Annotated in this window: 20 protein-coding genes; 11 read left to right on the top strand and 9 right to left on the bottom strand. The window is 73.5% G+C overall.

The genetic code is table 11. The features are described 5' to 3' along the window. The first annotated feature begins 59 nt into the window (after positions 1-59). Positions 60-671 (top strand): hypothetical protein, encoded by a 612-nt coding sequence (locus IH54_RS0126925; protein WP_052397911.1) that lies wholly within the window; start codon positions 60-62, stop codon positions 669-671. A 155-nt stretch (positions 672-826) separates the two neighbouring features. On the opposite strand, the gene IH54_RS0126920 is transcribed toward IH54_RS0126925, so the two are convergent. Further along, on the bottom strand, positions 827-2,026 hold the full coding sequence (locus tag IH54_RS0126920; protein WP_234343901.1) for a L,D-transpeptidase: 1,200 nt from the start codon (positions 2,024-2,026) through the stop codon (positions 827-829). Positions 2,027-2,613: 587 nt separating this feature from the next. On the opposite strand from IH54_RS0126920, the gene IH54_RS43640 reads away from it, so the two are divergent. Continuing rightward, the gene (locus tag IH54_RS43640; RefSeq protein ID WP_199923469.1) at positions 2,614-4,467 is read left to right on the top strand and encodes a discoidin domain-containing protein; all 1,854 of its coding nucleotides are present in this window, start codon (positions 2,614-2,616) and stop codon (positions 4,465-4,467) included. Positions 4,468-4,575: 108 nt separating this feature from the next. Here IH54_RS43640 and IH54_RS0126905 read toward each other — a convergent pair whose 3' ends face one another. Continuing rightward, positions 4,576-6,216 (bottom strand): TROVE domain-containing protein, encoded by a 1,641-nt coding sequence (locus tag IH54_RS0126905; RefSeq protein ID WP_031521573.1) that lies wholly within the window; start codon positions 6,214-6,216, stop codon positions 4,576-4,578. Positions 6,217-6,505: 289 nt separating this feature from the next. Between IH54_RS0126905 and IH54_RS0126900 the strand changes: the two genes are divergently transcribed. From IH54_RS0126900 to IH54_RS0126880, 5 genes are all read left to right on the top strand, one after another. Then, the gene (locus tag IH54_RS0126900) at positions 6,506-7,447 is read left to right on the top strand and encodes a DUF5996 family protein (RefSeq protein ID WP_031521571.1); all 942 of its coding nucleotides are present in this window, start codon (positions 6,506-6,508) and stop codon (positions 7,445-7,447) included. 173 nt (positions 7,448-7,620) lie between these two features. Next, complete coding sequence (gene htpG / locus IH54_RS0126895; RefSeq protein WP_031521569.1) at positions 7,621-9,552, top strand: molecular chaperone HtpG; 1,932 nt, start codon at positions 7,621-7,623, stop codon at positions 9,550-9,552. Between the two features lie 237 nt (positions 9,553-9,789). Then, a complete protein-coding gene (locus IH54_RS0126890) occupies positions 9,790-11,109 on the top strand; it encodes a low temperature requirement protein A (RefSeq protein WP_234343897.1) in 1,320 nt (439 codons plus the stop codon). A 139-nt stretch (positions 11,110-11,248) separates the two neighbouring features. Further along, complete coding sequence (locus IH54_RS0126885) at positions 11,249-11,689, top strand: peptidase inhibitor family I36 protein (protein ID WP_063762378.1); 441 nt, start codon at positions 11,249-11,251, stop codon at positions 11,687-11,689. Positions 11,690-11,697: 8 nt separating this feature from the next. After that, positions 11,698-12,717, top strand: coding sequence for a hypothetical protein (locus tag IH54_RS0126880; protein WP_031521562.1), 1,020 nt, complete (start codon positions 11,698-11,700; stop codon positions 12,715-12,717). On the opposite strand, the gene IH54_RS0126875 is transcribed toward IH54_RS0126880, so the two are convergent. Together IH54_RS0126875 and IH54_RS0126870 are read right to left on the bottom strand one after the other, a co-directional pair. Further along, positions 12,699-13,661, bottom strand: a complete 963-nt coding sequence (locus IH54_RS0126875) for a hypothetical protein (RefSeq protein ID WP_052397915.1) — start codon at positions 13,659-13,661, stop codon at positions 12,699-12,701. The genes IH54_RS0126880 and IH54_RS0126875 overlap by 19 nt on opposite strands. 408 nt (positions 13,662-14,069) lie before the next feature. Continuing rightward, the gene (locus IH54_RS0126870) at positions 14,070-15,248 is read right to left on the bottom strand and encodes a damage-control phosphatase ARMT1 family protein (protein ID WP_031521558.1); all 1,179 of its coding nucleotides are present in this window, start codon (positions 15,246-15,248) and stop codon (positions 14,070-14,072) included. 264 nt (positions 15,249-15,512) lie between these two features. Between IH54_RS0126870 and IH54_RS0126865 the strand changes: the two genes are divergently transcribed. Beyond that, complete coding sequence (locus IH54_RS0126865) at positions 15,513-16,061, top strand: EF-hand domain-containing protein (RefSeq protein WP_031521556.1); 549 nt, start codon at positions 15,513-15,515, stop codon at positions 16,059-16,061. Positions 16,062-16,121: 60 nt separating this feature from the next. Here IH54_RS0126865 and IH54_RS0126860 read toward each other — a convergent pair whose 3' ends face one another. Continuing rightward, on the bottom strand, positions 16,122-16,484 hold the full coding sequence (locus IH54_RS0126860) for a VOC family protein (protein WP_031521554.1): 363 nt from the start codon (positions 16,482-16,484) through the stop codon (positions 16,122-16,124). 226 nt (positions 16,485-16,710) lie between these two features. Here IH54_RS0126860 and IH54_RS0126855 point away from each other — a divergent pair, with 226 nt between their 5' ends. Both IH54_RS0126855 and IH54_RS0126850 read left to right on the top strand, forming a co-directional pair. After that, on the top strand, positions 16,711-17,535 hold the full coding sequence (locus IH54_RS0126855) for a helix-turn-helix domain-containing protein (RefSeq protein WP_031521552.1): 825 nt from the start codon (positions 16,711-16,713) through the stop codon (positions 17,533-17,535). Between the two features lie 74 nt (positions 17,536-17,609). Beyond that, the gene (locus IH54_RS0126850; RefSeq protein WP_031521550.1) at positions 17,610-18,872 is read left to right on the top strand and encodes a hypothetical protein; all 1,263 of its coding nucleotides are present in this window, start codon (positions 17,610-17,612) and stop codon (positions 18,870-18,872) included. 21 nt (positions 18,873-18,893) lie between these two features. On the opposite strand, the gene IH54_RS0126845 is transcribed toward IH54_RS0126850, so the two are convergent. Beyond that, a complete protein-coding gene (locus tag IH54_RS0126845; RefSeq protein WP_031521547.1) occupies positions 18,894-19,253 on the bottom strand; it encodes a DoxX family protein in 360 nt (119 codons plus the stop codon). A 110-nt stretch (positions 19,254-19,363) separates the two neighbouring features. Here IH54_RS0126845 and IH54_RS0126840 point away from each other — a divergent pair, with 110 nt between their 5' ends. After that, a complete protein-coding gene (locus tag IH54_RS0126840; RefSeq protein ID WP_234343895.1) occupies positions 19,364-20,215 on the top strand; it encodes a LysR family transcriptional regulator in 852 nt (283 codons plus the stop codon). 58 nt (positions 20,216-20,273) lie between these two features. Here IH54_RS0126840 and IH54_RS0126835 read toward each other — a convergent pair whose 3' ends face one another. The 3 genes from IH54_RS0126835 to IH54_RS40235 form a co-directional block, all read right to left on the bottom strand. Then, complete coding sequence (locus IH54_RS0126835) at positions 20,274-21,104, bottom strand: RNA methyltransferase (RefSeq protein WP_043182357.1); 831 nt, start codon at positions 21,102-21,104, stop codon at positions 20,274-20,276. A gap of 160 nt (positions 21,105-21,264) precedes the next feature. Then, positions 21,265-23,919, bottom strand: a complete 2,655-nt coding sequence (locus IH54_RS41930) for an ATP-binding protein (protein WP_052397910.1) — start codon at positions 23,917-23,919, stop codon at positions 21,265-21,267. Then, positions 23,916-24,308: an effector-associated constant component EACC1 gene (locus tag IH54_RS40235; RefSeq protein ID WP_052397909.1), complete on the bottom strand. Its 393-nt coding sequence runs from the start codon at positions 24,306-24,308 to the stop codon at positions 23,916-23,918. Before IH54_RS40235 ends, IH54_RS41930 begins: the two co-directional genes overlap by 4 nt. Positions 24,309-24,538 lie beyond the last annotated feature (230 nt).

The following is a 24,538-nucleotide window of genomic DNA, read 5'->3' as shown; positions in this document are numbered from 1 at the left end:
CCTGTGTCAGACCCCACCCCTACCGTCGGGAGGACGGAACGATCTCAGGGGTGGGGCACATGGGTTTCTCGGGGACGCTGGTCTTCTGCCGCAGCGAGCGGCCGTTGGCGGAGGCGGAGGTCTTCGACACGCTGCAGGAGGAGGTCTTGGAGGAGCTGGCCGAGCGCGGCGAGTGGTGGCCGCGGTCCGGCGGGTGGCGGACGGCCGCCGTCGGCGGGGACTACTGGGACGAGGAGACACTGCGCGAGATCGTCGAGGGGTCCGCCGCCCCGGCGTGCCTGGGGTACGTGTACGACAGCGACGTCGTCTACATCCGCGGGCTGACCCCGAGCGGCCGGGAATGGGCGGCGACTGTGGGCATGGAGAGCGCGGCGGCGCTGCGCGTCGAGCCGCCGGACGATCTGGAGGCCGACCCGATCCACTGGTACTCCTCGGCCCAGTGCGCGGAGGCGATCGCCCGCAAGGTCGCCGAGTTCGACGCCGATGTTCCCCAAGACGCGCGGGACGCGCTCGCCTGGGCGGTGGAGGCCGGCTTCGGCTCGGGTGTGGAGGTCGCAGCGATCGAGGCGCTGCTGCGTTCAAAGCCGGAGCCCTTCGCGGAGGAGCTGTTCTGCGACTTGCTCGACGCCCTCGGCTTCCCGGCCGCGGAGGAGCCGATACCGGCGCCGTAGCCGGGGACGCCCCCGTGCGCGTATCCCTGCCCGTACGCCCCCACGCGGAACCCCGCAGGCCCCGTCCGGCGCGGTGGGCGCGGGGCGGGGCCTGCGGGGTTGCGGCAAGGGGGGAGGCCGGAGGGGCCTCAAGGGTCAGGGGACCCGGGGGTTGCTCAGTGCTCGACCCAGTTCGCCCAGGACATGTTCCAGCCGTTGAGACCGTTGTCGGGCTGGATGGTCTTGTCCGGCGAGTTGACGACCGTCACGACGTCGCCGATCAGCGAGTTGTTGTAGAACCACGCGGCCGGGGTGCTCGGGTCGTTGCCGCCCTTGACGTCGTGCAGGCCGACGCAGCCGTGGCTGGTGTTCTCGTGCCCGAAGGTGGACACCGGGCGCCAGTAGTTGCCGTGCGCGAAGGTGCCGGAGTCGGAGAGCCGCATGCCGTGCGGGACGTCCTTGATGTGGTAGGCGTTGCCCAGACCCACGGTCTGCGAGTCCATGTCCACCACCTTGGACTTCTCCTCGATCACCATCTTGCCGTTGTAGGTGGTGTGCTGCGCGTCGCCGAGGCTCGCGGGCAGGGTGCGCAGCACCTTGCCGTCGCGGTAGACGGTCAGCGTCTTCGCCTTGTTGTCGGCGACCGAGGTCTGCGAGCGGCCGATCGTGAAGCTGACGTCCTTGTACTGCTTGCCGTAGGTCGTCTTGGACATCTTCACGCCGTCCAGCTTCAGGTGCAGCGTGACCTTGGTGCCGGGCGCCCAGTAGGCGTCGGGCCGGAAGTCCAGGCGCTGCGCGCTGAACCAGTGGCCCTCGACGGGCACGTTCGGCTCGGCGGTGACGGTGATCGCGTGCCGCACGTCGGCCTGGTTGGTGACCGCCTTGCTGAAGTGGATCGACACCTCCATGCCGACGCCGTACGTGGCGTTCGCGGCGACGTTGAAGTTGCCGAAGTTGGCCGCCGAGGCGCTGGGGGTCAAGGTGGTGAAGGACGACTGGGTGGTGGCCTGCTTGCCCTTGGCGTCCGTCGCGGTCGCGGCGACCGCGTACTGCGTGCCGGTGCGCAGGTTGCTCTTCGGCGTCCAGGTGGCGCCGTCCGCGGAGATCGTCCCGTCGACCGCGGTGCCGTCCTTCGCCGTCACCGCGACCTTGGTGAGCTTGCCCTGCGCGGCCGCGACCCTGAGCGCGCCGGACGTGTCGACGCCGGTCGCGCCGTTCGCCGGGGTCACGGTGAGCTTGGCCTGCGAGGCGTTGTCCGCGGTCTGGCCCTGGGCGGCGGAGCCGTTCTTGCCGTCCGACGAGTCGGAGTGCGCGTCCGCGTTGCCGCCGCAGGCCGCCGCGCCGAGCAGGACCGCGCCGAGCGCGAGTGCCGTCATGCCGTGCCGGACGCGCCGCCCGCGGGCGCCGAATATCCGCGAAGTGCCCGATATCGCCCGGGTTGCCCAGCCGTCAGGCGCGGCCGCCTCCGCCCCGGTGGCGGTGTCTGCCGCCGTCTTCTCCGTCATCACTTTCGTGTCTCCCCATTTCCGCAAAGGTCGCACTCTAGGAGACCGCATTCCCGGTCCGTGGTTGCGGCTGTTGCATGACTGATACGTCACGTTCCTGTGCGCGACCTGACCAGGGCGGCTCCTGCCCCCGCCCGGACCGCCTTCCCGACTCTTTCCATCACCGCCGCGTCCGAAGCGTCGGTTCACGGGTGAGCTGCCGCACGTACCGCTGACGCCGCCTGCGGCCCGGCGGTGCCGGCGCCCCTGACCGTTGAACCGCCGACCCGGCCCGTTCGGTTGCCTCGATCGTATGGACGTTCGGGGCGGCGGGTTCGTTCCGTAAACGTTGCCGGTTATCTTGACACGCCGGATGCGGGACGGGACTCTCGCTGAGAGCGCTCTCAGAACTCCCCAACCCGGCAGCGCGTCACGCCAGTTGCGCTGCCGCCCCCCACAGGAGAAGGAGTACGTTCCGCATGTCGACGACAGACATGAGAGACATCTCGGGCATTCGGCGCAGGACGAGCAAGACCCCGCAACGGCTCTTCCGCCGCGTCGGCGTGGGGCTGCTCGCCGCCGCCGCGACGGCGGCGGTCACCTTCACGGGATCCGGCCCGGCCTCGGCCGCGCCGACCGCATCGAAGCCCGCTGCCGCGAAGCCCGCCGTGCAGGCCGCGGCCGTCGCCCCCTCGGCGGTCCCCGCCGCTCCGTCCGGTTTCACGACCACCTGGAGCGACGACTTCAACGGCGCCGCCAACACCGGCCTGAACACCGACACCTGGCGCTACGACGCGGGCGCGGGCTGGACGTTCGGCACCGGTGAGATCGAGACGATGACCAACAGCACGTCCAACGTCTACACCGACGGCAACGGCCACCTGGTGCTGCGTGCCCTGCACGACGGCAGCGACCCGGCCACCGGCTGGACGTCCGGACGCGTCGAGACGCAGGCGGACGGCTTCGGGGCACCGCCCGGCGGCGTCGTCCGGATGCAGGCGTCGATCCAGCAGCCGAACGTCTCGACCGCCAACGGAGCGGGCTACTGGCCCGCGTTCTGGATGCTCGGCGCGCCGCTGCGCGTCGGGGTGACCTGGCCGGGCTCCGGCGAGGTCGACATCATGGAGGACATCAACGGCCGCAGCTCCGTCTTCGGCACCCTGCACTGCGGTGTCGGCTCCGGCGGCCCCTGCAACGAGACCACCGGCATCGGCAGCGGCGAGCGCGCCTGCTCCGGCTGCCAGACCGGCTACCACACCTACGCCGTCGAGATCGACCGCTCGACCTCCCCCGAGCAGATCCGCTACTACCTCGACGGCGCCAACTACTTCACGGTCAACTCCGGCCAGGTAGACGCCGCGACCTGGGCCAATGCGGTCGACCACAGCTTCTACATCATCTTCGACCTGGCGATCGGCGGCGGCTTCCCCGCGGCCTTCGGCGGCGGCCCCAACGCCGCCACGGTCTCCGGCGGCCAGATGAACGTCGACTACGTGGCCGTCTACAACAAGACCCCCGACCACGGCACGAACATCGCCAAGGGCAGGCCGACCACGTCGTCGTCCAACGAGAGCGCGCAGTTCCCGGCCTCCAACGCCACCGACGGCGACGTCACCACCCGCTGGTCGAGCGGCTTCTCCGACCCGCAGTGGCTGCAGGTCGACCTCGGCCAGAACTACAGCCTCAACCACGCGACCCTGACCTGGGAGGCGGCGGCGTCGTCCGCCTACCAGTTGCAGACGTCCACCGACGGCAGCAACTGGACCACCGTCTACAGCAACAACAACTCGCCGGCCGACATCCAGGACACCAACCTGAACGCGACGGCCAGATACGTCCGGGTCTACTCCACCGCCAGAGCCTCGAGTTACGGCAACTCGCTGTACGAACTGGCCCTGTTCGGCACCCAGTCCTCCGGCGGCGGCGACCCGGGCGGCCCCGGCCAGGCCACCCTGCTCTCGCAGGGGAAGACCGCGACCGCGTCGTCCAGCGAGAACAGCAGCTTCACCGCCCCCATGGCCGTGGACGGCAACACCGGCACCCGCTGGTCCAGCGGCTTCACCGACCCGCAGTGGCTCCAGGTCGACCTCGGCGCGAGCCGCACCGTCAGCCAGGTCGTGCTCAACTGGGAGACGGCGGCGGCCAAGTCGTTCCAGATCCAGACGTCCAACGACGGCACCAACTGGACGAGCATCTACAGCACGACGGCGGGCACCGGCGGCACCCAGACGCTGAACGTCAGCGGCACCGGCCGCTACGTCCGGATGTACGGAACCGCGCGCACCACGCAATACGGCTACTCGCTCTGGGAGTTCCAGGTCTACGGCACCTGATCCCGGGTCCCCACCGCACGGCGGACGCCATTCCGGCCGCTCCGGTACGCCTCCCCGCGTACCGGAGCGGCCGCCGCGCGTCCCGGGCAGGGCAGCGGAGCCGAGGGGTCAGGCCCAGGGCCAGTGGGCGTCCCGTCCGGACTCCAGCAGCGCGATCATCCCGTACGCCTGGTCGGTCAGCCCGCCGAAGGAGTGCCGCCGGCCGCCGCCGGACGGGGTGGCGCCGGGGGCGTAACCGGCCATGTTCCACATGTAGACGGGCACGTCGGCGGGGACGAGGGCGTCTATCTCGGTGGGCGGCATACCGCCGTGCGAGGCCCCGTTGGAGGGGAGCCAGCCCTTGCGGGTCTGCTCGTCGGTCACCACCACGATCCGGTCGTGGCCGTCGAAGTGCTGCTTCACCGCGGACGGGATGTCCGTCCCGTCGTGCCGCCCGAAGGACTCCACGAGCCGCAGCACGCTGCCGCCCCTCGGCACCGGCAGCTCCCTGCTGGCGATCCCGAACTCCACGAGCGTGGGTGCCTGCGCCCGCACCGCGAGCGCCGCGCCGAACACCGCCGCCTGCTCGGCGAGCGGGATGTCGGAGCGGTTCGCGGTCGAGAACGGGTAGCCGGGGAACATCGAGGGGGAGCGGTCCACCAGGATGAGCGAACGGCCTCGCAGTGCAGGCACGTTGGCGAGCGAGAGGTTCAGCGCCCGCTCCAGCGCGGCCGCCCAGCGCAGCGACGCGGTGTGCTTGTACGCGGCCCAGAAACGGTAGGGCAGCATGCGGGAGCGCGCGACCTCCGCCGGGTCCGACAGCCGGCGGGCGACCTCCTCGGCCGCCGCGTCACCGACCCCGGCCTCGTCGAAATTCCGCAGGTTGCGCACGAGGGCGAAGACCCCCATGCCGGGGATCGCCGCCTCCCACGCGGCCGCGTCCATCGGGCCCTGCAGCCAGCCCGCGAGCGCCTCCCAGGACATGGCGGCCGCGGCGAGCCGCTCCCTGGCCTCCTCGGTCCCGGATGCCACCAACTCGCGTCGCCGCGCGACGGGTTCGGCCAGCAGTTCGGCCCTCGCCCGTACCGTGCGCAGGGTCTCGGGGATCTCGGTGCTGCGCCCGTGCCGCCGGTCGAGGGCGTACCGGAAGAGGTCGCCCTGCCACGGCGCGGCCGGACGCGGGTGCGTCAGCTCCAGGACGTCGCCGAAGCGGAAGGCGGCGCCGTCCGCGTCGTAGCGCAGCAGCGCCCGCTCGGTCCAGAGCCGCCGCACCGCGTCCGCGACGCCGCGCTTGACGGGCTGCGGCACGGGCCGCCCGTACCGCGAGGTCCAGTACGCCAGCAACTCGCCCGGCTCGTCCGCGCGTTGCAGCACGCTCGCGACGACGGCCCGGTGCGCGGCGGAGCCTTCCGCCGCGGCGGCGTCCGCTCCCGCCGCGAGCCGCGCGTGCACGTACTCGGCCGCACCCACCAGCGATGCGGTCCGCATGTGGGCTTCCTGCCGCAGCCAGCCCAGCAGCGCCGCCGTCCACGCCGGATCGGTGACCGCCAACTCCCGTACGAGCGCGGTGTACCGCTCGTCCCGCGCGTCCCCCTGCTCGTAGAAGGTCGCGAGGCCCACGTAGTTGCCCACCGCGAGCAGGAACAGCTCCGACCGCGCGTCCCGTACGTACCCGGAGGCGCCCTCGTACGTCGCGGCCCTCTCCCCGGTCGTCCGCACCGGCGAGCGGACCGCTGCCGCGGCGGTGCGGCGGGTGTTGAAGCGAGCCATGAGGAAGGCCTCCCGAGATCGAGTCGGCGACGGTTTCTGGGCCACGAGGGACCCATTCGCCCCATGGGGGCAAATTCGACAAGGAAGTAACCGCAACCTGCGCACCGGGAGGCCGGGCCTGACGCTACCCGCCCCCTCCCCGCGGCGGCACCCGGTTTCGCAGCGGGGGCGCAATTGCGCCACGGCGAGCGTGTCCGGCTCACCCGGGCGGGCCTGCCGGGTGGCGGGACGGTGGAGCGCGGGCCAGGGTGGGCGGGACGGCCCGCGGGCCCTGACGGAGGAGGGTGACGTGGAGTTGTTCCCGGCGCTCGCGCTCGACGAGTGGCGCGACTCGAAGGAGACGCTGCACCGCTTCGTGCAGATCGTGGGCAAGATCCGCCTCGCCGGCAGCCCCCGCCGCAACCACTGGTGGAACGTGCCCTTCCACCTCACCGGGCGCGGCATCACGACACGCCCGATGGGCCCGGTCCACGGCGGCGATGCCTTCTGCATCGACTTCGACTTCGTCGCGCACCGCCTGCTCGTGCGGACGCTCGCCGGCCGCGAGGTGTCCTTCCCGCTCGCCGGCCGGTCGGTCGCGGACTTCTACCGGGACGTCCTCGGGGCCCTCGTCGCGCTGGACATCGACGCGGTGCCCGAGCACCCGTACCCGTACGATCTCCCGGACGCCCGGCGGCCGTTCGCCGAGGACCACGAGCACCGGACGTACGACCCGGCGGCGGTCGGGCGCTACTGGCGCGTCCTCAGCCAGGTGAACCTCGTACTGGAGGCCTTCTCCGCGGGCTACTCGGGGAAGACCAGCCCCGTCCACCACTTCTGGCACACCTTCGACATCGCGGTGACGCGGTTCTCCGAGCGCGAGATCGGGCAGCCGGCGGCGGCGGACCCGGTCACGCGGGAGGCGTACTCGCGCGAGGTGATCAGCGCCGGGTTCTGGTTCGGGGACGACACCGTGCCCGCACCGGCCTTCTACTCCTACACCGCGCCCGAGCCGCCGGGGCTGGCCGCGCGGCCGCTGGAACCGGCGGAGGCGACCTGGTCGGAGGCGCGCGGCAGCCACATCGCGCTGCTGATGTACGACGACGCCCGCGCGACGCCCGACCCGTGGGCGACGGTGCTGGCCTTCTACGACAGCGCGTACCACGCGGGGGCGGAACTGGCGGGCTGGGAGCGGCGGCCGGAGTGCCGCGAATGCCCCGGCGGCGTCACCGACCCGCGGCTGGCGGCCTGACCTGCGGCCGGTGGCCTGACCTGCGGCGGGCGGCCTGACCTGCGGGCCCGGCCGGGTGGCCGGAAGTTATCCACAGGCTGAGGGCGGAGCGCCCCGCGGGCTGCTCCGGTTGATCTATGGTTCTGGGAGTCAGCACAACCCACCCATAGGTGACCGGAGAAGGGCCAGCCGCCATGTCTGCCGAGACGTTCGAGTTCCAGGTGGAAGCGCGCCAGCTTCTGCAGATGATGATCCACTCGATCTACTCCAACAAGGACGTCTTCTTGCGGGAGCTGTTGTCCAACGCGTCCGACGCGCTGGACAAGCTGCGGCTGGAGGCGCTGCGCGACGACACGCTCGGGGCCGACGTGTCCGACCTGCACATCACGATCGAGACGGACCCGCAGGCCCGTACGCTCACCGTCCGCGACAACGGCATCGGGATGTCGCGCGAGGAGGTCGTGCAGCTCATCGGCACGATCGCCAAGTCCGGGACGGCGGCCTTCCTCAAGGAGATGCAGCAGTCCGGTGACGCCGCCTCGGGCGAGCGACTCATCGGGCAGTTCGGCGTCGGCTTCTACTCCAGCTTCATGGTCGCCGACGACGTCACGCTGCTGACGCGGCGGGCGGGCGAGACCCAGGGCACCCGCTGGACGTCCGGCGGCGAGGGCACGTACACGGTGGAGGACGTCCCCGACGCGCCCCAGGGCACCTCGATCGTGCTGCGGCTCAAGCCCGAGGACACCGAGGACCAGCTGCACGACTACACCTCCCCCTGGAAGATCCGGGAGATCGTCAAGCGCTACTCGGACTTCATCACCTGGCCGATCCGGATGGCCGCGGACACGCCCGCCGCGCCCGGGGACGAGGGCGCGGACGAGGGGGAGGCCGCGGCCCCCGAGCCGCAGACGCTCAACTCGATGAAGGCGCTGTGGGCCCGCTCCCGCGACGAGGTCACCGACGCCGAGTACCACGAGCTGTACAAGCACATCAGCCACGACTGGATCGACCCGCTGGAGACGATCCGCCTCCAGGCCGAGGGCACTTTCGAATACCAGGCCCTGCTGTTCATCCCCTCGCACGCTCCGCAGGACCTGTTCATGCAGGGCTACCGGCGCGGGGTCCAGCTCTACGTCAAGCGCGTGTTCATCATGGACGACTGCGAGGCGCTGCTCCCGTCGTACCTGCGCTTCGTCAAGGGCGTCGTCGACGCGCAGGACCTGTCGCTCAACGTCTCCCGCGAGATCCTGCAGCAGGACCGGCAGATCCAGCTCATGCACCGCCGCCTGGCCAAGAAGGTGCTGTCGACGGTCAAGGAGATGATGACCGCCGAGCCGGAGCGCTACGCCACGTTCTGGCGAGAGTTCGGCCGCGTCCTCAAGGAGGGCCTGCTCGGCGACGGCGGGGAGCGGGACGCCATCCTCGCCGCGTCCACCTTCGCCACCACCCACGACAAGGACGCGCCGACGACGCTGGCCGACTACGTGAGCCGGATGAAGGAAGGCCAGGAGCACATCTACTACCTGACCGGCGAGTCCCGGCAGGCGGTGGAGAATTCGCCGCACATGGAGGCCTTCCGCGCCAAGGGCGTTGAGGTGCTGCTGCTGACCGACCCGGTCGACGAGGTGTGGGTCGACGTCGTGCCCGGCTTCGACGGCAAGCAGCTGCGCTCGGTCGCCAAGGGCGAGGTCGACCTCGGCGGCACGGAGGACGCCGAGAAGGCGGAGGGCGAGCGGGAGAAGCAGCAGGAGGAGTACGCCGACCTGCTGGCGTGGATGACCGGGGCGCTGAGCGAGAAGGTCAAGGAGGTCCGGCTGTCCTCCCGGCTGACGGTCTCGGCCGCGTGCATCGTCTCGGACGCCGACGCGATCACGCCCGCCCTGGAGAACATCTACCGGGCCATGGGCCAGGAGGTCCCGCAGGTCAAGCGGATCCTGGAGGTCAACCCGGGGCACCCCCTCATCGCCGGGCTCAACAAGGCCCGCGCCGACCGCCCCGACGACCCCGCGCTCGGCGAGACCGCCGAACTCGTCCACTCCCTCGCTCTGCTGGCCGAGGGCGGCGAGCTGTCCGACCCGGCCCGCTTCGTCTCCCTCGTGACCGGCCGCCTGGAGGCCGGCCTCTAGCCCGCGTCCCCGGCCGCCGCGCACCCCCGCCGCGCTCTGCCCGCCGCGCACCCCCGGCGGGCGGGGCCCGGCGCCGGGCCCCACCCTGTACCCCGTTCGGTTCAGCCCCGCATGCGGCTGCGGTGCCACGGCCGAGACTGTCCGGAGGGGCCGCGGGGAGGGTGGCCGTTCCGGTGCGGGGAGGCGGAAGAGGCTGGTGAACGCGCAGCAGTCCGGCCCCACGGCATGATGCTGCGTATGAGCGAGTCCGAGAACGGCACGGGCGGCGGCGGGAACGGCACGGACGGCGCGGACGGCGGGAGCGGCGCGCTCGCCCACGGCCTCGTGCCGATGAGCGGCCGCGACCCCGAGGAGGGCGGGCGCGTCTCCACCCCCCTGGAGCTGCTCTTCGACCTCACGTTCGTCGTCGCCGTCGGCACCGCGGCCGGGCAGTTCGCCGACATGCTCGCCGAGGGCGTCTACGGCAAGGGCGTCGTGGCCTTCGTCCTCGCCATGTTCGCGATCTCCGTCGCCTGGATCAGCTTCAGCTGGTTCTCCTCGGCCTTCGGCACCGACGACTGGCTCTACCGCGTCCTGACGATGCTCCAGATGATCGGCGTCGTCGTCTTCGCCCTCGGACTGCCCGCGATGTTCCACTCCGTCAAGGAGGGCGGACATCTGGAGCTGCGGGCGATGGTGATCGGCTACGTCGTGATGCGCGTCGCGATGCTCGCCCAGTGGTGGCGGGCGGCGCGCGCGGCGCCGGACTTCCACGACGTCGGCATGGCCAGCATCCGCTGGACGGTGGCCGTGCAGGCAGGCTGGGTGGTCGTCGGCTTCGTGCGGATGCCGCCGGCCGCCGCCTTCACGGTCTTCGCCGTCCTGGCGGTCCTCGAACTGCTGCTGCCGGTGTTCGGTCAGGGCGGCGCGGGCGGCACGCCGTGGCATCCGCACCATGTCGCCGAGCGCTACGGCCTCTTCGCGATCATCACCCTGGGGGAGGGCGTCGTCGGCACCGTCGCCTCTTCGGGTGAACTTCTCGGCGGCCGGGACGGCACGATGTGGACGTGGAACGCCGTCGCGATCGTCATCGCGGGCGTAGGCCTGACGTTCGGTATGTGGTGGGTGTATTTCGCCGTGCCGTTCGGCGACATCCTCGTCCACCGCAGGTCGCGCGGGTATCTCTTCGGCTACGGCCACATGGCCGTCTTCCTCGGCATCGCGGGCGCGGGCGCGGGCCTGCACGTCGCGGGCCTGAGCCTGGAGGAGCACTCGCACATCGGCGACCTCGCCGTCGTGCTCGCCCTCGCGCTGCCCGTCGGCCTCTACCTGCTGACGGTCTATCTGCTGCACACCCTGCTGCTGTCCGCGCCCGACCCCTTCCACCTGCTGCTCATCGGCCTCACGCTGCTCGTGCTGCTGGCCGCGGCACTGCTCGCCGCAGCGGGCGTCTCCGTGCCCGTGTGCCTGCTGGTCCTCACGCTCGCGCCGTTCGTGACGGTGGTCGGGTACGAGACGGTGGGGCACCGGCACCAGCGGCGGATGCTCGCGGACGTCGCGGCATCGCGGAATTCCTGACGCGTGAATGTCAAATGAATGTCAAACTTTATGCATTGTCATTCCGGGGTGGGTCGTGGCGGCCATTCCAGGATATCCGGAGTATCTTCCTCGGCAGCGGAAGTCATCAGTCGATTTCCGTCATCCGAGAGGACGTTCGATGAGCAAGGCAAGGAAGGTTCTGGGTGGGGCCGCGGCGGTGCTGTCGGCGAGCGCCCTGGCCGCGGTCATGGGCATCGCCACGGCCACGGCGGCGGACCGCGACGGCGTCTGCGACGCCGGCGTCTCCGGCCAGGCGAGGACGGGCGAGTTCTGCCTGTACTACAACTCCTACCAGGCGGGGTCGCTTTTCGACAGCCGCTACGAGGACGGCAATATCAAGAACCTCGCCGGTTACACGTTCCTGACGCGCGGTGTCCCCGGATACGGCCAGTACGTCAAGAACAATGCGGCTTCCGCATGGAACCGCAACGTCACGAAGTCCGTGTACGTGTTCTACAACAGCAATTTCATGGGTGCCTCCGACTATGTCGGCACGCTCCAGAAGAAGCAGCTGGTGAACACCTACAACCAGAACGCGTCCTACCTCTGGACGCAGTAAGGCCCGCTGTGCCGACCACCCACGCCCGGCCGCGCGCCGGGCTCGCGGCGGCCGCGGCGGGTGCCGTGGCCGCCGTCGCACTCGCCGCCACCGCGGGCTGCACCCCGCCGGAAGGCCCTGGCCGCACGGGGAGTACGGACGGGGCCGCCCACGCGGCGCAGGCCCCGTCCGCGGGCCCGGGGGCGACCGGCGCCGCCCCGGACATCCCGCTCGCCGCGTACCTGCCCTCCGGGCGCCAGCTGCGCGACTACCTGACCGCCCGGCAGATCCTCGCCAACCGCTGCCTCGCCGGCTTCGGCTTCAGCCCCGACCCGCTGCCGCCCGCCTTCACCGCGGACGACGCGGACGTCACCTCGCTCACCGCCCGGCGCTACATGCTCGCCGACCCCGCGGCCGCCCGCGGCTACGGCTACCACACGGCGCTCACCCCGTCGTACGTCCGCGTCGACCGGCGCGACCGGGCCGCGCAGCAGGCCGAGCAGGCCGCGCGCCCCGACCACCGCAGCGCCGCCGACCGCTCGCTGGTCAGCCTCGGCCTCGACCCCGCGGGTAAGCCGGTGCCGCACCCCCGCATCGGCGGCCGGCCCGTGCCCGAGGGCGGCTGCACCGCGCAGGCCAACCGCGCCCTGACCGGCACGGACGACGCGCTGACCCGCGCCGAGCTGCCGAACACGCTGCAGATCGACGCCTGGCAGCAGTCCCGTAGCGACCCGGGCGTGAAGCGCGCCTTCGCGGGCTGGTCCGCCTGCATGGCCGCCCGCGGCTACCGCTACGCCGACCCCGTCGAGGCGGACAACGACGCCGACTGGCAGTCCGCGACCCCCTCGGCACGCGAACTGGCCACCGCCACCGCGGACGTGGCGTGCAAGCAGCAGGCGCACGTCGTGACCGCCTGGCACGCCGCCGACAGCGCGCTCCAGACGGCGGCGATCGCCCGCAACACCGCCGCCCTCGCCGCGGTCCGGTCGGGCCTGGACGCGACGACGGCGAGGGTCCGGGCCGTGCTCGCTCAGCCGCCGCCCGGCTGAGGCGCCGCGGGGGCGGTGGTGGTGGCCCCGCCGCCGGCGCCTCCGCCGTCCCCGGTCCCGCTCCCCGCGGTGGGGGTCGGGTCGGGCGTCGCCGGGGGAGTGGTGGGGGCTGCGGTCGAGGGTGCGGGGTCGGGGGTGGCCTGCGGATCGCCGCCGCCGTCGCCGCGCCCGGGGGCGGTGGTGGTGGGGGCCGGGCCGGACGGTTCGCCGCTGCCGGGGTGCCGGTCGGCGGGGGCCGAGGGCGTCGGGGAGGACGGGGAGTCGCTGCTCCTGCCGTCGCCGGAGTCGCCGGAGTGGCCCGTGCCGTGGCCGGTGAAGGCGTTGCCTATGGTGGTGCCGCCGTGGCCGCTCAGGTTCTCGCCTGCGATGGCCTCGTAGCCGGTGATCCCGGCCATCGTGAGCCCGAATGCGAGCGCGACGGCGACCACGGGCCGCCGCCACCTGCGCTGCCGCCCGGCCCGGTAGGAAGTGGCCGCGCCGTAGCCGTCGTGGGCGCCGGAGGAATCGCCCGCGCCGGTGGTGCCGGGCGCGGGGAGCGTACGCGTACGGTCCGGGGAGTGCCCGGCCGCTGCGTACGGGCCCGGGTCCGTACCGTCCAGGCCGTCCAGACCGTCCAGGCCCTTCCCGGGTGCCGCCCCGGTCGCGCGCTGCAGCCCGTCGGTCCTGGTCAGCGCCCGGCGGGCGACGGGTCCCGCCTGGACGGCGGCCTCCTGGACGCGGCGGCCGGTGTGCCGGAAGACGTACTGCAGGACGGAGCCGCCGCAGGTGCCCAGCGCGCTGACCACGCCCGCGCCCACGATGGTGCCGTAGACGCCGAGGTTCGAGGCGAGCTTGGCGGCGACGACCGCGGCCACCGCGCTCCCCGCCACCTGCGGCACGCTGAGGTCGAGCCCGCGCCTGCGCTCGGCGGGTGCGGGTGCGGGTGCGGGTGCGTCTGCGGGCACGGGTGCGAGTGCTGATGCCGGTGCGGCTGCGGGCACGGGCACGGGTGCTGATGCCGGTGCGGCTGCGGGCCGGAAGGCGGTGGCGGCCGGTTCGGGCACGGGGCCGGGTCGGACCGCGGTGGCCCGCGAGGTCACGTCACCCGGGCCGGGCGCGCTCCCCGTACCGTCCGCGCCCGCGCGCTCCGGTCGCGCGTCGCCCGGCCACCCCGTGTCCGCCGGGTGCCGGTCTCCGCTCCTCGCCTCGCCCATGCCGGACTCCGCCCGTCCTTCCCTCGCGCTTCGCGGGATTCGCCCATTGCGGGATTCGCCGTTCGTGGGGAGGGACGAGCAAGCGGATGCGGCAGTTCCGTTTGTCGGATTTTCGTGAGCTACGCCACCGTGGCCCGGTTTCGCCCGGTACGCGCGCGGTTACGCCCTGACCTGGACCAGTGCGTGCGTCCCGCTCGTCCGCCATGCCCCGTCCGCCGCGTCGAGACCGTCCGCCGTCCGCCGGGCCAGTCCGGTGACGACGTCAGACTTCAGCGTGCGCAGGGCCGCCACCGGCCCCGGGAAGTAGGCCGTGACCTCGGCGAAGGGCGTCGTCGCGGGCCAGAGCCGGTCCTGGACCAGGCGCCGGTAGTTCAGGTCGCCCTTCATGACCGTGAGCGTGGCGGCGGCGAAGTCGGCGCGCAGGTCCGCGGGCATGTCCGCGTACGGCAGCGGCGCGCAGGAGAACGGGTGCGCGCGCAGTACGAGCCGCCCCCCGGCGATCGCGTCCCGCAGCCGCCGCCCCATCTCGTCGCCCGGCCCCGCGGCCATCCGGTCCAGGCAGTCGAGCACGTCCCGCACCGTCGCGTCGGAGACGAAGTACGGATACGGCTTGAGGTGCAGCACGACGTCCGCGGCCCGCCCGGTACGGAGCAGGTGGTCGGCCAGCACCAGGTCCGGCAGCAGCTCGGGCCCGGCGTTGTCGGCGACGAGGCAGACCGTGCCGGGCGGCCCGCCGTCCAGCACCTCCCAGAACGCGGCGCTGTCGTCGGCGACCAGCCCCGTCACCCGCTCCCCCGCTCCGCCGTCCCCGGCGGAGATCCGGAAGCCCAGGTCGGCGCGGTTGCCCCACAACGAGGAGAGGAGGACGGCCATGTCCCGCTCCTCCGGGAGAAGGTGCGGCAGCCGCTGCACCGCCGCAAGCTCCTCGTCGACCTTCCCCGCGGCGAGTTCGGCCCGCTTGAACGGTGCGAAGGGATCGACGCCTTGCCAGGCCCCCGGCGTGAAGTACCCCAGCGCCGCGAGGAGTTTGCGGTAGAAGAAGCTCTCGGCCCACAGGAACGGCACCTCCGCCCACCGCCGCCCCACGTAACCCTCGCCCCACCGCGCCCACGTGTCCGCGCCGGGCTCGGCCGCGTCCAGCGGCGCCACGACCCCGCCCGTGCCGGTCTCCGCCAGCAGCGCGTCCAATGCCCGCTGCTGCCGCGGCGGATACGGCGTGGCCCCCCGCACCCGCGCGATCAGCGCCGGGTGCCGCTCGTGCAGCACCCCCCACGCGAAGGACCCGGCAATCTCCCCGGTGACGACGGGAGCCTCGTCCTCCGGCGGCACGGACGTCATGTCTGCCCTCTCCTTCCACGGCGCCTCGTACCGGCGCGGGGCATCCGGCCCCGGGGCATCCGCCCCCGCCGAGTTGATCAGCTCCCGCCCGGATCGTCCACGTCCCACCGCCAGGGCGCGGGCGTGTCGCCGTCCGGCCCCGGGCTCACCGCCGTGCGCTCGCGCATATGTGCCCGTGGATGCGCGGGTACGCCCGCCCCTACCGTTTTGCGTACGGCTCCGCGGGGCGCGGGGCCGGGTTCGGCGTCGGAGAGGGAGGCGCTTGTGGCCAGCGTGTTTCAGGAACGCAAGTTCAGGGGGATGTTCGCGGCGTTCGACGCGGACGGCGACGGCTATCTGCGGGAGGAGGACTTCAGGGCGCTGGCGGACCGCTGGAGCGCGCTGCCCGCGGTCGGCCGGGACGCCGGCCTGCGCGCCCGCGTCGAGGGTGTGCTCCTGGGCTGGTGGGGACTGATCGCCGGGATCGCCGACGCCGACGGGGACGGAGCGGTGGACCTGGCCGAGATGCTTCTCGTCGTCGACCGCCTCCCCACGATGCTCGCCGAGGTGACGGCGACAGCCGACACCGTCTTCGACGCGGTGGACGCCGACGGCGACGGCCGCATCACCCGCGAGGAGCACCACCGGCTCGTCGAGACGTGGAACGGCCGCCCGGAGAACCTGACGGGCGTCTTCGACCTGCTCGACCTCGATGGCGACGGCCACCTCGACCGGTCCGAATTCGCCGCCCTGTGGCGCCAGTTCTGGATCAGCGACACCCCCTCCGACCCCGGCACCCACCTCTGCGGCCTCATCCCGCCCCAGCACTCCTGACCCCGCGGCATGACGGGCCCGGTCCCCCCGGAAGGGGCCGGGCCCGTCACGCCCGAGGTGTCACTCGCCGGCGGCGAGGCAGAAGGGGTGCCCCTCGGGATCGGTGAGCACCACCCAGCTGTCCTCGCCGGGCTGGAACGCGGGCTTGCCCGCCCCCGCGGCGAGCAGCTCCGCGACGGTGCTCCCGACGTCGCGGACGGTGAGGTCGAGGTGCGTGCGGGCCGGGGCGGACGGCCAGTCCGGTGCCCGGTGGCCCTCGACGCGCTGGAAGGCGATCTGCACCGGACCGCCGTTGCCGAGGGCCGCGTACTCCGCGTCGCTGGAGGTGACGTCCCAGCCGGTGGCCTTGCCGTAGAAGGCGGCGAGGGCCGCCGGGTCGGCGCAGTCGACGACGATCGTGGTGGAGAGCGTGCTGACGGACATGGGGTGACCCTTCGTACGGTGACAGGTGGCGTGCCCCGCTCCCCGGTGGCGAGGCGGCCCCGGAGCCGGGCCCCGACTCCGGGCCCCGACTCCGGGCCCCGACTCCGGGCCCCGGCCCGGACGCCGGACGGGAGGCACGCGGATCAGCCTGCCGAAACCCTCCCCGCACGGTCTTGGACATCCTTGCGGGCGGGTCGTTGTCAGACCCCCGGACTAGCGTTCAGGTGTGCGCTCGGCCACCACCCTCGCCGTCCGGCCCGACTTCAGCGTCACCGCTGTGTCCTGCCGGGACGACCACACGCGCTGGTCGGCGCCCGAAGTGCACGACGACTACCGGGTGGTGCTCGTCCGCCGCGGCCGCTTCCGGCGGCGCGCGTCCGGCACCGCCGCCGACCTCGACGCGACGACGGCCTACGTCGGCGTGCCCGGCGAGGAGGAGCACTTCGCCCACCCCGCGGGCGGCGACGACTGCACGTCCGTGAGCGTGACCCCGGCCCTCTGGCGCGCCATGGCCGGCGAGGCCACGCGCCCGCCCGCCCCGACCGTCTACGCCGACGCGCCCCTCGACCTCGCCCACCGCCGCCTGCTGGCGAGCGCACGCAGCGGCGACGTCGACTACGCGCTGGCGGAGGAGCTGCTCGGCCTGCTCGCCGCGACGGTGGCCCGGACCGTCGCCGCCCCCGCACGCCCTCCTGGCGGCGACGCGGCGCTCGTCGCGGCGGCCCGCGAGGCGATCACCGCGGCCCACCCCGCCGCCGACGGCCTCCTCCCCCTCGCCCAGTTGCTCGACGTCTCCCCCTACCGCCTGAGCCGGGCCTTCCCCCGCGAGCTGGGCGTCTCCCTCACCCGCTACCGCAACCGCGTCCGCGTCGCCCGCGCCCTCGACCGCCTGGAGCAGGGCGAGCCCAGCCTCGCCGCCCTCGCCGCCGACCTCGGCTTCGCCGACCAGTCCCACCTGACCCGCACCCTCCACCACCACCTCGGCCGCACCCCCACCTCCCTGCGCCGCCTGCTGACCGCCGACCGGCCCCCGGCCCCCGCTCGGCCGTAACGGGGCCGGACAGGCACTTCCCGCCCGGCGGTGAATCGGGTACGAAGGAAGATCGACGGGTGAGGGGACGCAGCATGCACGCGAAGGACCAGCCGGAGCAGGGCGGGCTCTCTCGCAGGGCTGCCGGGGCGTTACGGCAGGGCGGCGGGGCTTCACCCGAGGCCGCGGGGCTCCAGCGCAGCGTCGGCAACACCGCGGTGACGCGCATGATCGAGGGGGGTCGGCGGGGGGCGCCCGTGCAGCGCGTGCTGGGCGGGGAGGACACCGGCGGGCAGGCGGCCGCGGCCGCCGCGGCGCGGAAGTTCGAGGCCGCCGCGTACGTCCCCGGGGCGCCGCGGACGGCGGGGACGGTCACCCCCGGCCGCCGCGCGGGCGCGCTGCGGGAGATCCTGTGGGAGAGGCACTGGGCGCCCATCTCGGCGGTGTGCAAGAAGTCCCACTACACCATCGCCGTGCGCGAGACGGGCAGGTATTCGGTCAAGCGCATCGAGGAGGGCGCCAAGCCCAAGCCCCACACCATCCTGGAGAAGTCCATCAAGCCCGGCTCCGTCGACAAGAGTTACGGCACAGGGAGCGGCCAGGCGCCGGGCGACCCCGCGGCGGTGCTGCGCTGGCTGGAGAGCGAGGACCTGGACGGCTTCGTCGGCCACTGGAGGCCGGGGCAGGGACTCGTCGGCGTACGGATCGACAAGCCGCCGCAGAGCGTCCTGGACCTGGGCATCGTCCAGGAGGGGCCCAGGGGCGAGCAGTACGTGCCGATCACCGTGGGGGTGGCGGGCGGCGGCGCGGCCCTCGCCGCGCTCAAGGGCGACCCGAGGTGGCGGACCTACCTCTACACCGGCGACTACGACCTGCACGAGGCCTACCGCGCGATGGGCGGCATGGCCGGCGGCGGCCAGATCGCCGAGGCCTCGCGCGAGAAGGCCGACCTGCTCAACCGGCTCAACGCCGGTGTCGCCGCGCACTCCCAGGAGCAGGTCACCCGCAGCGGCAGGGCCGTCCGGGGCGAGCACGGGCTGCACATGGAGGACTCCGCGTACGCGATGTTCCAGCACGGCGACCAGGCCACCTACCGGATGAACCAGTACCTGGAGGCGCGGGCCGAGCAGGAGGACGCGCTGCGCCCGGTGGTGGCCGACCTGGTGCGCGCGGTCGCGACGGAGAGCGACGAGCCCATGGGCTGGTGCCGTTTCGGCCAGTGGTACGTCACCATGAACCGCGCGGAGCACGCGGTCCTGCGCAGGGCCTGGCGGCTGGCCACCCCCAACTCGTGGAGCGACGAGGCGGTGAAGCGCACCGCCGAGGGGGACTACAGCACGGCCCGCTACACCTCCTGACCTGCGGCGCGGGGCCTGCGCTCACCGCGCGACGGCCAGCCACAGGGTGACGGCCGTGACGGCGACGAGCCCGATGTTGAGGGTGATGCGGCGGTCCTCGCCGGTCAGGTGGACGGGGATCGCGCCGGCCTGCAGGAGGAGCAAGCCGGCCGCGGCGGCCGGTGCGAGCACGGGGGCGACGCCGGTCAGCGGGGGCAGGACGAGGCCGGCCGCGCCGAGCAGCTCGACCGCTCCCAGGGCCCGCACCGCGGGCAGCGGCATGCGGTCGACCCAGGCCATCATCGGGCGGAGCCGCTCGCGGCTGCGGGTGAGCTTCAGCGTCCCCGCGTAGACGTAGAAGAGGGCGAGCAGGCTCGCGACGGTCCAGTAGGCGATGTCCATGGTTCCCGTTCGGGGAGGTCGGTCGGTGTGATGACGAGTGCACCGCCAGGGCCCCGCCGGTGTCCAAGACCTGTTCCGCGCCGCCGATACCCCACGGGTATCGTCACGGCGTGGAGCTACGGACCCTGTACTACTTCGTGGCGGTCGCCGAGGAACTCCACTTCGGGCGGGCCGCCCACCGGCTGCACATGAGCCAGCCGCCGCTGAGCCGGGCGATCAGGCAGCTGGAGGACGAGGTCGGGGCCCTGCTCCTGACCCGCTCGCCCGCGGGTGTCTCCCTCACCCCGGTGGGCGCGGTGCTGCTCGACGAGGCGCGGGCCCTGCTCGCCCACGCCGACCGCGTCCGGGAACGGACGAGCGCCGCGGCCGGCCGCGCGGTCCTCACCGTCGGCATCCTGGGCGACGGCACCGACCCGGGGGCGGCCCGGCTCGCCGCCGCCTACCGCCGCGGCCACCCCGGCGTCGAGATCCGCGTCCGCGACGCCGACCTGACCGACCCGACGTGCGGGCTGCGCGCCGGTCTCGTCGATGTCGCCCTGACCCGGGCGCCGTTCGACGAGACCGCCCTGACCGTACGCACACTGCGGACCGATCCAGTCGGCGTGGTGCTGCGTGCCGACGACCCGCTCGCCGGCCGCGAACGGCTGCGCGTGGCGGACCTCGACGACCGCCCCTGGTTCCGGTTCCCGCCGGGCACCGACCCCGTCTGGCAGTCGTACTGGAACGGCGGCCGCCCACGCGAGGGCCCGGTGGTGCGGGCCGTCCACGAATGCCTCCAGGCCGTGCTGTGGAACGGCACGGTGGGCCTGGCCCCGCTCGGCCACGACCTGTCCGCGGAGCTGGCGGTGGTGCCGCTGGCCGGCATGCCACCGAGCCGGGTGGTGGCCGCGTGGAACACCGGCGACGCCAACCCGTTGGTCCGCTCCTTCGCCGACGCGGCGACCGCGGCGTACCGCCACTGAGAACTGCCGTCCGCCTGCGTGCCGTTCACCCCCGGCGAGCCGTCCGCCCGCGGACGGGTCACCCCCGGTGCCGGGCGGCCCTGCGCTGGCGGTGCGCCTCGTAGAGGACGACGGAGGCGGCGTTCGAGGCGTTGAGGGAGCTGGCGGAGCCGGTCATGGGGATGGAGGCCACGTGGTCGCACAGGCCCCGCCACGCGTTGCTGAGACCTGCGGTCTCGTTGCCGACGAGCAGCAGGACCGGCCCGGTGAGGTCGGTCTCCGCGATGTCGGCGTCGCCGTGTTCGTCCGTCCCGACGACCGTCACCGGCCGCCCCTGGGCGCGCTCGCCCGCGAGCCACTCCATCACCTCGTGGTGCGACGGGCTGCGCACCACGGGCAGCGCGAAGAACGAACCGGTCGACGCCCGCACCGACTTGGGGTCGTACGGGTCCGCCGCGTGACCCGTCACGATGAGGCCGTCGGCGCCGAAGGCGTCGGCCGAGCGCACGATGCTCCCGATGTTCCCGGGCTGCGTCGGCCGGTCGAAGAGCACGCCGAGGAAGCCGTCGTGGACCCTGATCCGCGACAGGTCGTCCGGGGCCATCCCCACCACCGCGAGGATCTCCGCGCCGCCGTCGGCCTTCTCGCTCAGCTCCGCGAGCAACTCCGGTGCCATCGCGACCCGTTCGGTCTCGGTGCCGCGTAGCAGCTCCTCGGCCCATCGGGAAAGCGGCCGCCCGGCGTCGTAGAGCAGCGCGCGTACCGTCCACCCGTGCTCGACGGCCATCGAGATCGGCCGCACCCCCTGGACGAGGAATTCCCCCGCACGCCCCCGCTTGGTCCGGTTGCCGAGCAGCGTCTGCAACTGCTGGAAACGAGCGTTGCGCGTCGTGATCCGCTGCACCGCCACCACTGTGCCCCTACCCTTCCGGACGGCCGCCCCGCGCGGGCCGGGTCAGGGGAAACGCTACACGGGCGCCACGGGGACTCCCGGTACGGCGCCCACCGTGCGCAGGGCCCGCCGGAGCGCCGTCACCGGGCGGTGGACCCCCGCCTCCGCGGACGCGGGGTCACGCCGGCCCCCGCCGTTCCAGCAGCACCGGCCCTGCGTGCTCGGGCGGCCCCGGCTCGGAGGTGCGCGGAGAACGGGACGGGTAGGCGATGGCACGTGTGGAGGGGCCCGCGTCGGCGGTGGAACTGCCGTCCAGCTCCTGGGCCTTGCGCATCAGCCCACGCGCCCTGGCGTGCTGCCCCTGCGCCCAGACGATCTTGGCCATGAGGCGGTGGGCGTAGCTGAGAGCGGCGGGATCACCGGCGGCGGCGAAGCGGTCGAGGGCCCGTCCGGCGTGTTCGGCGGCGTCGTCGAGATGTCCGAGCTTGCGCTGCGCCTCCGCCGCGCACGCGTACGCGTGCGCGGCCCCCTCCCCGTCGGCCTGGTCGTCGAGGAGTCCCGCTGCGTGCCGGGCGTTCTCCGACGCCTGTGGGTACTGGCCGACGTACATGTGCAGGGCGGCCTGCCCGGCCAGGCACTCGGCGACGAGCCGGTCCTCGCCCGCTTCCGACAGGCACGTGCCGGCCGCGGACTGGAACCGCATGGCCTCTTCGGCCAGGCCCGCGCCCAGCGCCCGCTCGGCCAGGGACATCAGCTGACGCCCGCGCTCGGAAGCGGACTCCGGCGACGTGCTGACCGCGCGCGCGGCCCGGTCGAGTTCCTCGGTCAACTCCGTGCGTACGGCCGGGACATCGAGGTCCTGCAGTTGCTGGACGGGGCCGGTCTGGCCGCCCAGCAGCGTCAGGCACCCCCGGGCCCGTGCGATGGCCGGGCCGTCGCGGAGGCCGATCGCGTGCCGGTACGCGGCGTCCGCCTCCTCCTTCGCCTCCGCGAGCCGCCGCTCCTCGCGCAGGGCGTCGGCGATCTCGCAGCTCAGCTCGACCGCCTGGGGCCAGGCCGCCTCGCGCGCGGCACGGGAAGCCGCACGCAGCTCGGCCATCGCGGCGCTCGGCCAGGCCGTACGATCGGCGCGGTCCTCGCGGCTGTCCCGCAGAGCGCGCCGCAGGTGCAGGTAGAGCCAGGTGCGGCGCAGCGCCTCCGTACTGTCTGGCCCGGTGCGCGAGTAGCTGCGGTAGAGGCCGTGGAAGGCGTAGCGCCCGCCCGTGCGCTGCAGCAGGCCCGCGTCGACCAGTTCCTCCAGCATGAGCCCGCAGATGCCGGGCGGCATCTGGCTCATGGCGGCCGCGGAGTGGCGGTCGAAGTCGGGCCCGGGATGGCCGGCGCAGTCGTGCAGCACCTGCTTCTGGGACGCGGTGAGCGCGTCGTAGGACACCGCGAACGCGGTACGCACCCGGTCGTCGTCGGAGTGCAGGTGCTGCAACGGCCTTTCGGACTCCCGCATCGCGTCCAGCAGCAGATCCGGCGGCGTGCGGCGCAGCCGCGCCGCGACCGGGCGCAGGGCGAGCGGGAAGCAGCTCAACAGCTCGGCGATCTCGTCCAGTTCGGACTCGTGCCCGGTGAGACCGCTGAGGTCCTGCAGCATGGCCACCGCGTCGTCGCGCCGGAGCGGCGCGAGCGGGAAGCGGCGGGCGGTGACATCGGCGAGCGAGGAGCGACTGGTGACCAGGAACAGCGTGGACGGCGCTCGTCCCGTCGCGCGAGCGACCTGCGCGGTGTCCGTGACGTCGTCGAGCAGCACTACGGGAATCCCGGAGGCGGCATGCGAGGAGTCGGCCCCGGACACGCCGGGGCCGGCGGCGGGGATGAAGGGCGGCGTCTCCACGAGCCGCCGGTACAGCTCGGCCGCCAGGACCGACTTGCCCACGCCCGGCGGTCCGTGCACGAGTAGCACGCCCGGCCCGAGAGCCGCCTCGGCGGTCAGCTGCCACAGCTCGCGCTCCCGGCCGAACAGCCGCTCGGGCGTCCCGGGGACGTCGGAACCGTGCACCTCGCCCGGCGAAACCCGGGGCAGGTGCGCGGGGTTGCGGAAGACGGCGATGCGCTCACCCGAGTTGTGCGCGCCGAGCTGCGGGTGCTGGGGCTGTTCGCGGGCGCCCAGCTCGCGTCGCAGCCAGCCGTGCACCGTCCCGAAGTCGAGCACGGGGCCGCCGCCGGGCACTCCGGTGCCCAGCAGGCGTAACAGCGCCCCGGTGAAGGCCGACAGCTCCTCGTCGGGCGGGCAGTAGGCGAATTCGGTGGCCGCGCTGGAGGTGAGCACGCAGACGCCGTCGATGTCGGACGCCTTCTGCAGCAGCGTCTCGTGCGGACCCATACCGCCTTCGACCGCGGCGCCGCTGAAGCAGCAGTCCAGGACGACGGCGCACTTCAGCCCCCGCTGCCGGTGAGCGGCCCGCACCTCGTCGCGGATGTGGGCGTACGCCAGCGAGCGCCACATCTGGTGCTCGTTGGAGTCGTGCAGGGCGAGGTGCAGGTCGGTCGGCCGGTCCGGGTGCAGCAGGCCGTGGCCCGCGTAGTACACCAGCAGGGTGTCGGTGGCCTCCTGCACGGCACCGTCGACGGCCTCCATCACGGCGCCGAGGCCGGCCCGCGGGCCGAGCACCTGGCAGTGCTGCTCCGCCAGGCCCCACACCTGTTGGTCGCACAGCGCGGCGCGCAGCGCGGAGAGGTTCCGCCGCACGGCGGGCAGCGGGGCGAGTCCGGTCTGCGCGCCGTACGTGTCGACGCCGATGAGTACGGCCCGGGAGGCCCCCCGGTCCGACAGCCGCGCCGTCATGCGCCACCGTGCTCGGACGCCTGCCCGCCCTCCGGGGCCTGAACGGGCGCGCCGCCGTTTTCGCGCCGAGCCCGGAGAACGCCGATCACGTCCTCGGCGGTGCCTTCGAGCACCGTCCCGTCCGCCTCGGTGACCCGTACGGTGGGAGGCCGCGTGTCGCGTGGCCGCCGCCAGGCGGCGACGGCGACCAGCAGGCCCAGCAGGTCGACCGGATTGCCGATGACGGCGGTGACCACGTCCATGGCGCCCATCGCGCCCGCTGGCTGCCCGGAGGCGCCGGCCGGCGCGGCCACCACACCGGAGCGGGCCGCCTCCGGGTCGCGCCGCAGCCACCCGGCCAGCGAAGCGGCACCCGCGGGGCTCCCCACGCTGATCCGTACCTCGGTCATCGACGTACCCCGCCCGTTCCCCGTCGTGCACACGTCCGCGTGCCTGCCCGTTCGGTCATCATCGCACCTCCGCCCCGGCCAGGAGGAGCACTCCGGGCCGGGCGTGACGCCCGGCCGCGCAGGCTCCCCCGCTTCGACGGCAGCCCGACCGCGCCGGACGGCCGCCCTGCCGCCGGGGAGTCCGCCCAGGCGTCCACCTGCCTGCTGCCGGCACAGCCGCTGATCACCGA

The organism is Streptomyces sp. NRRL F-5123 (assembly GCF_000721495.1).
Taxonomy (GTDB): Bacteria; Actinomycetota; Actinomycetes; order Streptomycetales; family Streptomycetaceae; genus Actinacidiphila.
The sequence above is the reverse complement of the archived record's forward strand: the minus strand, read 5'-3'. Positions and strand labels throughout refer to the sequence as shown.